Source organism: Bacillus sp. 522_BSPC (genome assembly GCF_001076885.1).
Classification (GTDB): Bacteria; Bacillota; Bacilli; order Bacillales; family Cytobacillaceae; genus Niallia; species Niallia hominis.
Genome location: NZ_JVDT01000137.1, coordinates 1 through 14,522, shown reverse-complemented (window position 1 = coordinate 14,522; position 14,522 = coordinate 1). Strand labels below are relative to the sequence as shown.

The window sequence follows — 14,522 nt, the reverse complement described above, 5'->3', positions numbered from 1 at the left end:
CACATACCTTTTTCATAGTCAGAAAATATCGAAAAAAGTAGAATAATAACCATGGATGACCGGTCGTCCTTCTATGAAAAAGGAGGAAGATTCCATGAATGAAAAAGAGCGTGAACAAGTGGCCCTATTTCGGTATGGCCTAATAGCCCCCCTATTGAATGGGCAAGTTGATTCGAAGGAATATTTAAATGGAATGGAGGGAAAGGTTCATTCTGTCCCCCATTATGGAGAAAGGAAAATTGCAGAGAAAACAATGAAAGAGTGGCTTCTTCATTATCGAAGAAATGGATTTGAAGCATTAAAGCCCAAGAAGCGCTTGGATCGAGGGAATTCTCGAAGACTATCCCCTGATGACCAAGATCTTGTCCTTGAAATACGAAAAAAATCTCCCCATATGCCGGTTAGTGTTTTCTACGAACAACTAATCGAGCGTGGAGAGATACAAAAAAACCAAATATCTTACTCTACTATAATTCGATTATTAAAAAAACACAACCTTGTAGGAAAACAAATGGTGGCGATACCAGAAAGAAAACGGTTCGCTCACGAAAAGGTGAATGTGTTGTGGCAGGCTGATTTATCCCATGGACCTTATGTACCCGTTAATGGAAAAAAGACAAAGACATTTTTAATTGCCTATATTGATGACTGTTCTCGTCTTGTGCCGTATGCACAGTTCTTCTCGTCAGAGAAGTTTGATGGATTAAGAGTAGTCACGAAAGAGGCTTTAATTCGCAGAGGGAAACCTACCATCATTTATGCGGACAACGGTAAGATCTATCGATCTGAAACGCTTCAATATGCTTGTGCCCAACTCGGAATTACTTTAGCTCACACGCAGCCGTATGATCCCCGTGCAAAAGGGAAGGTAGAAAGGTTGTTTAAAACGATTCAAACACGGTTTTATCCGTTATTACAAGCCGATCCAGCTCATTCACTAGAAGAGTTAAATGAACGATTCTGGAGCTGGTTAGAGAAAGATTATCACCGAAGAGTTCATGCCTCTTTAGAGGGTAAAACGCCCCATGAAGTGTTTCAATCTCAACTAAAGGATATAACATTTTTGGAGGATTTGTCTATTCTTGAGACCATCTTCTTGAAACGAGAACACCGGAAAGTAAAGGCTGATGGGACGATTACGTTAAATAAAGAGCTCTACGAAGTACCTTCCCGTTTTATCGGTCATTCTATCGATGTGAGACTAGACGAAAATGGTGTCTATATCTTTGAGGATGATAAGAAAGTCGCTGAAGCAATTCCTGTATCCATGAAGGATAATGCGCATGTAAAACGGGCTCGCTCGCCATTTTCATTATCTCAAACAGCTGAAGTGAAAGGGGAACAAGACCATGTATAAATCCATTTACTCTTTAGCTCAAGCACCATTTTCGAAAGATATACGCCCTTCGGATGCGTTTCCTTCCACTGATTATCAAGGGGCTTTAAACGCATTAAATTATTTACAGAAATCGAAGGGAATGGGTCTTCTTATTGGGGATCCTGGCGCAGGAAAAACGTTTACCTTACGGTCTTTTAAGGAGTCATTAAACCCTTCTTTATATCACGTAGTCTATTTTCCCCTTTCAACTGGTGGTGTAATGGATTTTTACCGTGGGTTAGTATATGGCTTAGGGGAGGAACCGAAGTTCCGTAAAGTCGATCTCTTTAGGCAAATTCAACAAGGCATTGAGCGAATGGCAGGGGAACGTAAGATCACACCTGTTTTCATTTTAGATGAAATGCATATGGCAAAAGATGCTTTTTTGCAGGATATAGCACTATTATTTAACTTTCATATGGACTCAACCAATCCATTTATCCTAGTTTTAGCTGGCTTACCACATTTAAAGACTCGATTAGCATTAAATCATCATCGTCCACTATCACAGAGAATGATTATGAAATATGAGATTCAGCCATTATCCAGAGAGGAAGTTTCCCATTATATTCATCATCATATGAAGTTAGCAGGAGCGAAGATGACCATCTTTACAGAAACCGCGGTAGAAGCTATCGCATCACGGTCTCAAGGTTGGCCACGGGTTATTAATACATTAACGATTAACAGTTTATTATTTGGCTCTCAACTAAAGAAAGAACTGATTGATGAGGAAATTGTCAGGTTAGCTATAGAGGATAATGGCTTATCATGAGGCGTGGAATATTAGTATTTGACCACCATCTTCAAGAATGGAGAGTATGGTTAGGACATCAGCCCCACTGGATAGACCAGGGTTATGCATTTGAGATACGGGTCCAAAACAGGTATCTCCATGCATACTTGGAGAAAGATTTTGATTGGTTCGTAACTCTGGAACACGAAGTAAGGTTTGTACTCCACACTTACGAGGTGTACAAAATTCGAATAAAAAAACAGGATTATATGCCAGTTGATGCCCCTTTTTAGGGGTTTTCTTTTCCTGAATTTAAGACGGAATAATTTGAACAAGATTTTGCACATTCCGAAATAAAGTGAAAAAAATAGCACATTATTTCAGATTTCCTCCCGGATTAATGTGGAAAAGAGTATCTGAAATATTGTGCTCGTTTACACTATATTGTCCATCCAGATTGTATTGAGGTGAAAGCACAATATGTTTTGCCAATGGGCCTTTACATAGATGGTGATTACGAAGAGTGGTAACTATCTATTGTAGTAACAAGACGGGAACAGACACTTTAGAAATTAAAAAAGCAATCATTCAACTATTTAGAGGAGGAGATCTAATAATGGAAAGATACAATACTGATTACGAAGGTAAGATTTATTTGACATTTATTCCGAATGAAAACAAAATGATTGAATTTATTATTAATAGTCAACGGGTAATGGACTTATGTGCAGAATTTCAATTCCAGAAAATCGTTAAAAAAATAATAGGGGAATTACCATCTACCTTTAAAAGTGATAGAGATTTTGAAATTGGAATTGAAGTGTTAAAGAAATATGTCGTCTTTTCAGAAGGAGGTCGATAATATGGAATTAAAGAATGCTGGATATTTTATGCATATCAAACCTAGTGATAACAAGGAATTGTTAGATTATGAATATGTTTTGAAGTGCAACGCTGCAATGTTGAAAGGGATTTTCGTTAGAAGTAAATTAGAGTACAGTAATCATAGACATACTTTACGGAATTATTTAAATGATTTGGAATCTCAAGGTATTAAAAATGTTATCATTCATGATGTATTAACACTTTTTGATGAAGATATTATGAGGTACTTTATTGAAAGACAATTTAACATAGTGATTGTTAATCTTTACTTAAATCAAGGACGTTGTACAATAAGCGAAAGAACTCCAACTGACTTTTATGATTTAAATAAAGATTGCTTTAACGATATTGAAAAAATTAACGCTTACAAACAAGCGATAAAAGAAAGAACAATTGATAAGTGCCTTCAGAAGAATATAATGAAACTTCTTAAACACTTTGAACCTTTAATCGGGAGTGATTCCAATGTTTACGCCTGAAATTGACTTTCCCTTATAGCACCAGTAGAGTAAACAATGTCAAAATAAAATTAAGGTTTGCAATGAGTCTCGTGGTTTGTATCCAGAGTATGGGGGATATTCACGGGACTTTTTATGTAAAATTGTATTGCTTTTATAGAAGTAAATACTAGAGCAATACCTGATTATAAAATTTTTTTAATCATGGCATACTATTTATTTCATTATTTAATGATATATTTTGGAGGATTTAATATTCTTGAGGTGACAAAATGAAGATTACCCAAAAAAATATGAATACAATGTTTTGGATTCCTGTTATATTCTTTTTAATTCTTCCTATTATTTTGGAAAAGTTTGTACCAATACATTTCTATAGCAGTTATTGGTTCTTAAGTTTCCCTTCAATTCTCATTGTCTTATTTAGGTTTGGTCCTAAATTAGGTATTACAATACTTGGTGTATCTTCACTTATCCACATTATTTGGGAAGTATATGAGTTTATTAGAAGGGGTGAGTTAATATCCAAAGAAGAATTTGAAATGATTATTATCGTAAATCTGGTGAAAGTTTCTGTAACTATACTTACCACTATCTATTTGGTAAAGATAAATCAACATAGGAAAGAACTACAAATATTAAATGAAAAGTTGGGAAAACTGGCGCATATGGACCACCTTACAGGTTTACCCAATCGATTAATGTTGGAGGACTATATTAATCAGGTAATAAAGAATAGTGAGAAATACAACAAAAAGTTTTCTGTTATGTTTTTAGACTTAGATCGATTTAAGGAAGTCAATGACACTTTTGGACACGCTATTGGCGATTCTTTATTAATACAAGTTGCTGAGAGACTGAATAGAAGTGTGCGAAAACATGACGTCGTTTTTCGATTAGCAGGAGATGAATTTATTATTGTTTTGAAGGATATAGATAAAGAGGAATGTAGAAATGTGGCGGAAAGAATAATTAACGAAATGTCTGATTCATTCACATTGGAAGGGATGGAATCTAGTGTTTCCCCTAGTATTGGCATTAGTTTTTACCCTGAAAATGGTGTGATTTATCAGGAGATAATAAAAAGTGCTGATAAAGCCATGTATCTCGCTAAACTGAAAGGTAAAAATAATTTCCAATTTGCTTAACCTTATACTGTATTTATTAAAGGAGATAAAACTCCTTTTTATTTTGAGTTAATAATAAATACAAACATTAAATTTTTTTAATCATTCAATCCTTAAATTTTCATTCTTTATTGTTACTCTTTATTATATGTTTCCAAGATATCATTTTATTGATAAATGAAAGTAGGACTTAACTAAATGAAATTAAAAGGGCATTTATTATGTGCTTTTCTCATAGGGTTTGTTTCACTAATTGGTTTTAGTTTTATAGCGTTACTAATTAGCGCTCAGAAAATTGTTCAATTTGATCAAACATTGATTTCCTTTATTCAAGGTTTTGAATCACAAACATTGACTTCAATCATGAAATTTTTTACGTTTATCGGTTCGTTTCCTGTGGTATTGGTTTTATTTCTTATAGTATCCTTTATTTTATATATTGTATTGAGATCCCGGGCCGAAGTTCTTTTGTTAGGAACGGTCATTATAGGAACACAAGTGATAAATCAGGTTTTAAAAATATTTTTCCATCGGGCTCGACCAGACTTTCATTTGTTGATTGATGTTGGTGGGTATAGTTTTCCAAGTGGACATGCAATGAGTGCTTTTACCGTTTATGGTATTTTGACATTTATTTTTTGGAGGCATATTCCGAATCGCTTTGGGCGATCTATATTTGTTTTATTTAGCAGTTTACTCATTCTCATAATCGGTACTAGCCGCATTTATCTAGGGGTACATTATCCGAGCGATATTATCGGAGGATACTTTGCTAGTGCAATATGGCTAACTGTTGCCATTTGGTTCTTCCAAAGGTATAAAGAGAAAAAATATGAAAAAAATTCTCTATAAGAACAAGTTTTTTATTGATTTATTTATGAAAGGATAGCAAAGGAGAGTTTATATGGAAAATTGGATTACAGAAATAATGAATAGTTATGGTTACATGGGGATATTTCTCTTAATTATGTTAGAAAATATATTTCCCCCCATCCCATCTGAGGTCATACTAACTTTTGGCGGCTTTATGACAACAACCACAAATATGGGTGTACTAGGGGTAGTTGTTGCCTCAACTGCAGGTTCAGTAGCGGGCGCTGTTATACTATATGCAATTGGAATGTTGATTAATGTAAATCGACTTGAAAAAATTGTGGACAAATGGGGGCACATTTTACGGCTTACCAGAAAAGATATTTATAAGGCACAGTCATGGTTTGATCGGTATGGAGTTTGGACTGTTTTCTTTTGTAGATTTATACCTCTGATCAGAAGTTTAATATCTATCCCAGCAGGTATGGCGCGTATGAATTTTTGGCTGTTTTTCCTTCTTACTACAGTGGGAACAATGATTTGGAATGTTGTCCTGATTAAAGTTGGTGCTGCAGTCGGCTCTTCATGGCATGATATTGTCAATTATATGAATATTTATTCGAACATCGCCTATGCAATCTTGGTCGTGCTGTTCATTATTTTAGTGGTGATTTATGTTAAAAAGAAAACAAAAAAGAACAGCGACTGATAGGAGTGTTAGTACGTGGATACAGTGAATGTAATTGAACTATTAAAATACTTATTTTTTGGACTAATTCAGGGGATAACAGAGCCAATTCCTGTCTCCTCAAGTGGGCATTTAGTTTTATTCGAGCATTTTTTCGGCTTAGAAATTTCCGGATTAAGTTTTGAGGTGTTGGTCAATTTCGCATCATTGCTTGCTGTGTTGTTTATCTACCGCTCTGATTTAATACAGTTAACAAAGAATAGTGTATCCTATTTAGTTGTTTCAGATAAAACCGAAAGTATGAAGAAAGACTTTTATTTTGTCCTTTATCTTATTATTGGTACTATTCCTGCAGGAATTATTGGAGTCTTATTTCAAGACCAGATAGCAACCATATTTAAAGGCATAAGGGTTATTGGCTTCACTTTAATATTAACGGGTATTGCACTTTGGCTAATCAGAAATCTAAAGGGTAGTAAAGGTGATGGCGAATTAACTTTCAAGGATTCTATTATTATTGGATTATCTCAGGCTGTGGCATTAATACCGGGTATCAGTCGTTCAGGTTCAACTATTGTATCGGCTATGGCTTTAGGTATGAAACGAGAAACAGCACTAAAATTTTCCTTTTTTCTCTATATTCCAGTTAGTGTAGGAGGGATGGTTTTATCGCTTTCCGATTTAATCCACGACCCTAGAATGGGAGAACTCTTTCTTCCATATACACTAGCCTTTATTGCTTCTTTAGTTGCTTCCTATTTTTCGTTAAAGTGGTTCATTAATATTATGCAAAAGGGGAAACTTGGTTACTTTTCAATTTATTGTTTTGTAGTTGGAATTGCAGTCATTATTTTAGGATAAATAAATTCTTTTATTTCTACTCCACTTTAATGTTGGAGTTTTTTTATTTTGTTGATTATGAAAAAATTTTCATTGAAATTTTAAGTTGTATTATTTTTATTTTCGGGAACAGTTCATAGTCATTCTTTATATTAAATATGTACTGAAAAAGTGGACGATAAGGAGGATTTGAAATGATTAAAGCAACAAATTTAACTAAACAATACGACAATGGTTTTGTGGCTGTTGATTCTTTGAATCTTCAAGTAAATAAAGGGGATATATACGGATTTTTAGGGCCGAATGGTGCCGGGAAAACGACGACTATCCGAATGTTAAATGGGCTAATAGAACCTAGTGATGGGTCTGTAACTATTGAAGGAAAAGAAGTTAAACATGAAAACGCATCGGTAAGTAAATTAATTGGAGTACTGCCGGAATCTCATGGTTACTACAATTGGATGACTGGAAGAGAGTATTTAAAATTATTTGCCGAACTTTATGGTGTTGACAAGAAAAGGGTTAAGTCAAGGGTTGAAGAGGTTCTTGAGTGGGTAGGCATGGCCGGGAAGGCAGATATTCTAATTGGACAATATTCACGGGGGATGAGGCAACGGATCGGTATTGCGAAAACCATTGTACATGAGCCCTCTATTATCTTTCTTGATGAACCTACGTTAGGTTTGGACCCACAAGGGCAAAAGGATATACAATCGATTATTACAAGATTAAATCAAGAACAGAATGTTACTGTTTTTATCACATCACATCTATTAAAAGAAATATCGGAAATCTGTAATCGCGTCGCCATTGTAAAACAAGGGAAACTGCTTGAAGAAGGATACTTAGACGAATTAATAACAGGGTATCGTTTAGTCCTAAAAAATGAGAATCCTACATTAGAGGATATATTCTTTAGTCTAACATCTGATGAAGTTGGGGGGAGCATCTAATGTCCAGTCTAATAAAAAAGGAAATAAGGGAACATGTATTATCCCGTAAAGGAGTTTGGATCTTTTTTGCAATTGCTATTCTATTTAGTGGTCTTACCTATAGTTTCATTTCAGTGAAAGAACTAAGTTTGCTCGCACAAGTCGAAGTGAATATGACATTTATGAAAGCATTAATTGGGATAAGTATTTTATTATCCATCATATTAGGGTCAACAATGGTTTCTGGTGAAAGGGAACAAGGGACCTTGGAAAGCCTTTTATTAACTCCTTTATCAAAGGTGAAAATAATCCTTTCTAAAGTAGCAGGAATTTTGGTGTTTTGGCTAATCATCTCAATGATATCTATCCCTTACTTCTATGCCCTGTCATATGGAACAAATATGCTATTTACAATTTTAGCCTATTTATATCTAATCGGATTGCCATTGGTTATTAGTTTTTCATTACTGGCATTAGCATTTTCTTCGTGGATATCGTCAAGTAAAAATGCAACACTATTGTCGATCGTCTTATTTTTGGTGACGGCTATACCTATGTTTCTATCAACCACGATGAAAAAGTCAGGATTTGCTCATTTAGTTGATTCATTGAGTCCTGTTTCGGCCAGTATGCTGTCTTTAAAGGATTGGTTAGTAAATAAACTTAGCGTTTCCACTATCTTTATGGATAGTTTACCTGTTTTGTGTTTCTTGATAATATCCATCATTTGTTTATACTATGCAAGTAAAAAAATGGACTTTTTAGGAGGGGAGTAATTTGTTAAAAAAGGCAGGAATTATTCTAGCAATACTTTTGGGATTAGTAGTAACCGGGCAAAATGCTTTTGCTATGGAACAACCAAATGTTGAGGTAAAAGTAATCTCTCCTAATCAGGTTAAAGATTATCCGGGAAAAGAAACAACAGTTAAAGCACAAGTTACAAACCATACCAACCAATCTATAAAAGATTTAGTCGTTTATATCACAATGGCTGATATGGGCAAAAAGTGGACGGTTAATTTAGAAGACTATAGTGCAGATAAACCGGAACAAATTAAGGAATTAAAACCGGGGGAATCAAAGGAAATTTCACTGCCCATTCGTTTTGTATATACCAGCAATTATTATCTATATGTAACGGCCGCTAGTGCTCATAGTTTAGATATTTATTCAAGTAATGGAATCCCTATTGAAATTATGGGTAACACAAAGATTGATCCGACGATTATACAAGTTGTTTCAATAGGAACACCGCTTATTATTTTGGCTTTTGTGGGAGTGAATTTTGCGAAAAATAGAAGGAAAAAATTGCGTAAGGAATAATATATGGTTTTGGAAAAAGACTTATTTTTACTAAGACAGGATATTGAAAAATTGATGGCAGAAAAACAACAAGAGTTAAATAATATAGTGTTGAAATATGGATTAAGAAGTAAAGAGGCATTGTTTATTAGTCAAGAGTTGGACATAATGATCAATCAAGTAATGAAGAGAAATCATTCAAATAATAAAGTTGTTTAAATGAAAATTTTTCCATGTAATGGTTAATTTAATTTTAAATTCTATTAAGAGTTAATTCAGAATGATTAATTACTTAACAACATGGAGAAGGTATTATTTCCTTTTGACATTATGATAATTGGGAGATTTGTTGAGGAAATGGCAATGAAAAAGATTCTAATTATAGCGGATGAGATAAATTCATCTGAAGATATACGACTAACATTAGAAAGTGAAAAATATGAGGTTGAAGTTACCGTGGAGGGTAGAGATGGCTTGACAAAGGCTTTAGATGAAAATACTAACCTTATTTTTTTAATGCTTCCAAGTTTAAAAGGAATTGAAGTGTGTAAGCAAATTCGTGCCGAAAGTAATACTCCCATTATAATGATTAATTCACAAGATAATGCAATAGATCAAATTATAGCGTTAGATAGTGGTGTGGATTATCTTTTACCAAGTGTTTTTCATTTTGAGGAACTATTGGCAAGAATGAGAGCAATAATAAGAGGAATTGAGCGTAGAAATCGGAATGATACTATTTGAAGTCCTGTAAATGAATGTTGGTTGTATGTTACTATTTTTCCACTATCCCAACCTTTCTTAAAAGATAATGAAGTCAAGTGCCATGGGTCAAAAATTGGATATAATAATCAATCAAGTAATTACGGAAAAGGTATTCACATAATAAACCTATTAAAATGAAAATTTTTTCATGTAAAGGTTAACCAAATTTTAAATTCAATTCAGATTTACTTCATGGTAGAGACTTAAGATAAGGATGTACCACAGTTAATAATATGAGGAGGAAGACAAATGAAGAAAAAGTTTATAGTACCAGCATTGGCAGCAGCAATTATTGGAGGAGGAATAGCAGGGACTGCTCTAAATACCTCGGTATTTGCAGCAAGTGCAGATAGTAGTAATAGTAAAGTAGAGGTAACGGATCAACAAGAGCAGCAACAATTGGCAAAAGAAGCAACAATCACTAAGGAAGAAGCCATTTCAGCAGCGTTAAAAGAGGTTGCAGGAAAAGCAGCGAAGACAGAACTTGAGGATGAAGATGGGACGATTGTTTATGGTGTAGAGGTTACTGACGATCAAGGAAAGAACCATGATGTAAAAGTAGACGCCAAAACAGGAAAGGTTTTAAAAGTAGAGGCCGATGACGAAAATGAAAAGGCTAATAAGGAAGAAAAAGAAGATAAAGATAGTGAAGTTTCCGATAAGCAGGAGCAACAACAATTAGAAAAGGAAGCCAAAATTTCGGCTGAAGAAAGTAAAACTATTGCATTAAAAGAAGTAAACGGTCAAGTAACAGATACTGAACTTGAAGATGAAGATGGAACGGTTGTTTATGGTGTTGAAATAACAGACGCTCAAGGAAAGAAACACGATGTAAAAGTAGACGCCAAAACAGGTAAAGTCTTAAAAGTTGACGTAGATGATGAAAATGATTCAGAAAGTAATAGTGAACAAGAGTAATTAAGTAAATTCAAAATAGGGTCCTACTTGCTTGTGCAAGTAGGACCTATTCATTTCATACAAGCAAGTGTACTACTTTCAATTAAATGTATTTTGTATCATAACATTTATTTTTGGTTTAAGATAATACTGTCATTTTAATTAAATCCTGAAAGTATTACAAAATAGATAAGGGATCATTTGGAGGTCATAAATTTGGATATTTTAGTGATTGAAGATGAAGAAGCATTATCGGAATTTATAGTACTTGAGTTAACGCATGAAGGCTACAATGTAAGTGCTGCATATGATGGAAGAGAGGGGCTTGAACTTGCATTAGAAAAAAATTGGGATGTTATCCTTTTGGATTTAATGCTACCAAAGTTAAACGGTATCGAGGTTTGCCGAAGACTAAAAGCAGTGAAGGATATTCCGATTATTATGATAACAGCAAGGGACAGTGTGATGGACCGGGTATTAGGGCTGGATAGTGGCGCTGATGATTATATCCCAAAGCCATTTGCGATTGAAGAATTACTGGCGAGAATTAGAGTAATTGTGAGAAGAGAAGAAAAACGAAAAGATTTGCCTACCCTACTTTTAACATTTAAAGATTTAGAGTTAAATATTGAATCAAGGTTATTAAAAAAAGGCGAGCAATTGATCGAATTAACAAAAAAGGAATATGACTTATTGTTTATGTTTATGAAAAATATTAACCGAGTCTTAACAAGGGAGGTTCTTCTAGAAAATATTTGGGGATATGATGCAGAAATTGAAACAAATGTAGTCGATGTTTATGTAAGACACCTTCGAAATAAACTAGATTCTGTAGATAAAGAAAGTTATATTCAAACGATGAGAGGGATGGGGTATGTGATGAGAGAATGAGGAAATTAAAGGATTTAATTCCCAAAAGCATTAATATAAAATGGAAATTAACTTTATGGGCTGCCCTTTTAATGCTTATTTTATTTCTTTCTTATAATATTTTACAGTATTTTATCATTCAGAACTGGGTAGTTGATCAAGAAACACGAACCATTCAAAAAAAGATGAATGAAGTAACCGCGTACATTCAAGATTCAAATTTTAGAGGGAATGTTTCGGAGAGTGAACACTATTTAGACGTTCTGAATGAAAAGTATCAACTGATAAGGATCGTGAGGGAAAACAATTCTCCATTATTTACGATATCAGACGAGGTTCCACAAGGGTGGGTATCTCCGAAAAATGTGACAAAAGAAGAACTAGTGGAATTTTCGCCAAAAGGTGATCGTTTGTTGATATATAGGAGGCCAATCGAAGTAAACGACTTTAAAGGAACAGTAGAAATAGTGCGTAATTTAGAGAACTTTGATAGTTTGATTAACCAAATATTTATGTTAGTTATCGTAACAGGATTCGCTGCTATTCTCCTTAGTTTAATCGGCGGCAGACTTATTTCCTTTCAACTACTAAAACCTATTAATTCAATGATAAAAACAATGAAAAGAATAAAAGAGACTGGGCTGAATGAAAGGGTTCTAATTAACAAGCAACGAGATGAAATGACAGAGTTAGGAATTATGTTTAATGAATTAATGGATAACTTAGAAAAGTCATTTCAGCAGCAACAACAATTTGTAGAGGATGCCTCTCATGAATTAAAAACACCGTTGTCCATCATACATGGACATTTATCGCTTATCAATCGTTGGGGGAAGGATAATCCAAAAGTTTTGGAACGCTCAATTGATTTAAGTTTAAATGAAACCAACAGACTTATTCACCTAGTTTCGGAATTATTGACTCTCTCAAGAGCAGAAGAATCCACTACAAATATGAACTCATTGGAAGAAGTCAAAATGAAGGAAATTATGCAAGATATTGTTGAAAACTTTCAAACAATAAATAATGATTTTAAAATATCCTCCACTATAGATATTGATACGGATTTTACTATAAAAATACTGAAGAGCCACCTTGAACAAATCATGATCATTTTATTAGACAATGCCACTAAATATTCAACAGATGAAAAGGTCATACAGATTAATGTAAGACATACGGACAAGGAATTGACGATTGAGGTAAAAGATTATGGAGTAGGTATCCCGAAAGAAGAGTTACCTTTTGTACTCAATCGCTTTTATCGTGTGGATAAAGCAAGAAGTAGAAAACATGGTGGGAATGGGCTAGGACTATCGATTGCAAAAAGGATACTGGATATTTATCAAGGAACTTTAGAAATCGATAGTGTGTATGGGAAATGGACAAAGGTTCAGATTACTTTACCACTAGGTTGATAAGGAGTGAACTTTTATCAAAATGTATCGATTCTTTACGCAGAATTGTGGTCTTTTATTTTAAAGTTAACGGACTTTATATAATGAATAACGTCTTGCCCTAATAGAGATTAACTTATCCTCTTCTTAGGTTATACTTAAAGGCTAATAAATTTTTAGACGGCATAACTATTGTTTGTATCTATGTTAAATAAAAATAAAGTTTGCAGAATGAGAAAAAAGTCTGCTTAAGAAGAAAAAAGTTTGCTTAAAGTCTCGTGGGTGTATCCAGAGTATGGGTATATTCACGAGGCTTTTTTATGTTTATTGTGGGCTACCAAAGGGTTTTCGAGAGGGACAAGGTGACACTTACGGGCTGGGTAATACCGTATAGGTCATCGCCCATAAAAAAATAAATATATAAATAATTAGGCAGAGGTCAAGTGGTAAGTATGGGGAATGACGGTGGTACAGGGGAAACCGTAAGATATAGTAGTGTGCCTCATCTTTCAAGGGAAGCGCACGTCCAGTAACGTGTAACAAGCCCCAAGCAAGGTCCTCGCCCTTAAAAATAAATATATATAAATAAATAGGTATGGGCCACGAGGTAAGTATGGGAATGGCGGTGGTACAGGGGAAACCGCAAGGTATAGTAGAGTGCTTCCTCTTTCAAGAGAAGTCCACGTCCATGAAGGTACACCATGCTTCAGACTTAAGCACTCGCCCATAAAAAAATAAATAATAATAAAAATAAATAATTATGTATGGGTAACGTGGAAAGTATGGGATTGACGGTGGTATATGAGAAACCGTAAGGTGCTATGTATGAGGCCGATGGGTTAAAGGTATCTTCGATACCTCATTTATTGGCGAGGTGCGAATATCATTACTGAAACACCCACTAAACAGATACCAGCATCTATCCAATCGTATAAATAAGGTATACCCCATCCTCAAATACGGAAGGACTCCTCCATAGCAGCATATACTCCGCATGGGAATGCTCGAAATGTAGTAATTACCACCTTATTACGCCAAGTCAACTCCTCCGAAAACACCCCATTAATGGCTTATCTTCTCTTAACCATAGCCAATTAAGATCCCCCTCCACCAATTTCGGCAATTCCAACAAATTTAAAAAGTACAATTGCATAGGCACCTCATTAGAAGGCAAGAATCGGTTATGGTACAGGGGGCACCGTTAGGTGCCCTAATTGGGTTTTGGTCACTCCTCTAGATGGTGATCTCTCCACTATGTTTAAGCAAACTTTATTCTTATCTTTTTTATTTTTAGAATTACTTTTCTGCTGAAAACGGGCAAATCTTTGAGCAAACTTTATTCTCATTAAAAAAGTTGGGTAATGCCTTTGAAGTCATATGTGGCAAGGGGTGAACGTGATTCCTCGCTTCTGCAAACTTTATTCTAATTTAACA

The 14,522-nt window shown here is 34.6% G+C and carries 17 protein-coding genes; 16 read left to right on the top strand and 1 reads right to left on the bottom strand.

Annotated features, from left to right (window positions below):
• Window positions 1-94: 94 nt before the first annotated feature.
• From ADJ83_RS10990 to ADJ83_RS10910, 16 genes are all read left to right on the top strand, one after another.
• A complete protein-coding gene (locus ADJ83_RS10990) occupies window positions 95-1,357 on the top strand; it encodes a DDE-type integrase/transposase/recombinase (RefSeq protein ID WP_031538279.1) in 1,263 nt (420 codons plus the stop codon).
• Window positions 1,350-2,153: an ExeA family protein gene (locus ADJ83_RS10985; RefSeq protein ID WP_031538280.1), complete on the top strand. Its 804-nt coding sequence runs from the start codon at window positions 1,350-1,352 to the stop codon at window positions 2,151-2,153. Before ADJ83_RS10990 ends, ADJ83_RS10985 begins: the two co-directional genes overlap by 8 nt.
• Before the next feature lie 577 nt (window positions 2,154-2,730).
• On the top strand, window positions 2,731-2,976 hold the full coding sequence (locus ADJ83_RS10975) for a hypothetical protein (protein ID WP_031539336.1): 246 nt from the start codon (window positions 2,731-2,733) through the stop codon (window positions 2,974-2,976).
• 1 nt (window position 2,977) lies between these two features.
• Window positions 2,978-3,478: a hypothetical protein gene (locus ADJ83_RS10970; protein ID WP_031539334.1), complete on the top strand. Its 501-nt coding sequence runs from the start codon at window positions 2,978-2,980 to the stop codon at window positions 3,476-3,478.
• A gap of 251 nt (window positions 3,479-3,729) precedes the next feature.
• Entirely contained in the window at window positions 3,730-4,605 is an 876-nt protein-coding gene (locus ADJ83_RS10965; protein WP_031539332.1) for a GGDEF domain-containing protein, read from the top strand.
• A gap of 177 nt (window positions 4,606-4,782) precedes the next feature.
• A complete protein-coding gene (locus ADJ83_RS10960) occupies window positions 4,783-5,436 on the top strand; it encodes a phosphatase PAP2 family protein (protein ID WP_031539330.1) in 654 nt (217 codons plus the stop codon).
• A 52-nt stretch (window positions 5,437-5,488) separates the two neighbouring features.
• Entirely contained in the window at window positions 5,489-6,106 is a 618-nt protein-coding gene (locus ADJ83_RS10955; protein ID WP_031539329.1) for a DedA family protein, read from the top strand.
• Window positions 6,107-6,130: 24 nt separating this feature from the next.
• A complete protein-coding gene (locus ADJ83_RS10950; RefSeq protein WP_048717768.1) occupies window positions 6,131-6,946 on the top strand; it encodes an undecaprenyl-diphosphate phosphatase in 816 nt (271 codons plus the stop codon).
• 173 nt (window positions 6,947-7,119) lie between these two features.
• The gene (locus ADJ83_RS10945; RefSeq protein ID WP_048717766.1) at window positions 7,120-7,878 is read left to right on the top strand and encodes an ABC transporter ATP-binding protein; all 759 of its coding nucleotides are present in this window, start codon (window positions 7,120-7,122) and stop codon (window positions 7,876-7,878) included.
• Window positions 7,878-8,633 (top strand): ABC transporter permease, encoded by a 756-nt coding sequence (locus tag ADJ83_RS10940; protein ID WP_031539326.1) that lies wholly within the window; start codon window positions 7,878-7,880, stop codon window positions 8,631-8,633. The genes ADJ83_RS10945 and ADJ83_RS10940 overlap by 1 nt, the downstream gene beginning before the upstream one ends.
• A 1-nt stretch (window position 8,634) precedes the next feature.
• Window positions 8,635-9,180 (top strand): hypothetical protein, encoded by a 546-nt coding sequence (locus ADJ83_RS10935; RefSeq protein WP_031539324.1) that lies wholly within the window; start codon window positions 8,635-8,637, stop codon window positions 9,178-9,180.
• Window positions 9,181-9,183: 3 nt separating this feature from the next.
• Window positions 9,184-9,378 (top strand): aspartyl-phosphate phosphatase Spo0E family protein, encoded by a 195-nt coding sequence (locus ADJ83_RS10930; RefSeq protein ID WP_031539323.1) that lies wholly within the window; start codon window positions 9,184-9,186, stop codon window positions 9,376-9,378.
• A gap of 138 nt (window positions 9,379-9,516) precedes the next feature.
• Entirely contained in the window at window positions 9,517-9,903 is a 387-nt protein-coding gene (locus ADJ83_RS10925; RefSeq protein WP_160314256.1) for a response regulator transcription factor, read from the top strand.
• A gap of 270 nt (window positions 9,904-10,173) precedes the next feature.
• On the top strand, window positions 10,174-10,842 hold the full coding sequence (locus ADJ83_RS10920; RefSeq protein WP_031539321.1) for a PepSY domain-containing protein: 669 nt from the start codon (window positions 10,174-10,176) through the stop codon (window positions 10,840-10,842).
• A 189-nt stretch (window positions 10,843-11,031) separates the two neighbouring features.
• A complete protein-coding gene (locus ADJ83_RS10915; protein WP_031539320.1) occupies window positions 11,032-11,712 on the top strand; it encodes a response regulator transcription factor in 681 nt (226 codons plus the stop codon).
• The gene (locus tag ADJ83_RS10910) at window positions 11,709-13,109 is read left to right on the top strand and encodes a HAMP domain-containing sensor histidine kinase (RefSeq protein ID WP_031539319.1); all 1,401 of its coding nucleotides are present in this window, start codon (window positions 11,709-11,711) and stop codon (window positions 13,107-13,109) included. Before ADJ83_RS10915 ends, ADJ83_RS10910 begins: the two co-directional genes overlap by 4 nt.
• A gap of 842 nt (window positions 13,110-13,951) precedes the next feature.
• On the opposite strand, the gene ADJ83_RS26835 is transcribed toward ADJ83_RS10910, so the two are convergent.
• The gene (locus tag ADJ83_RS26835) at window positions 13,952-14,032 is read right to left on the bottom strand and encodes a hypothetical protein (protein WP_311226016.1); all 81 of its coding nucleotides are present in this window, start codon (window positions 14,030-14,032) and stop codon (window positions 13,952-13,954) included.
• Window positions 14,033-14,522 lie beyond the last annotated feature (490 nt).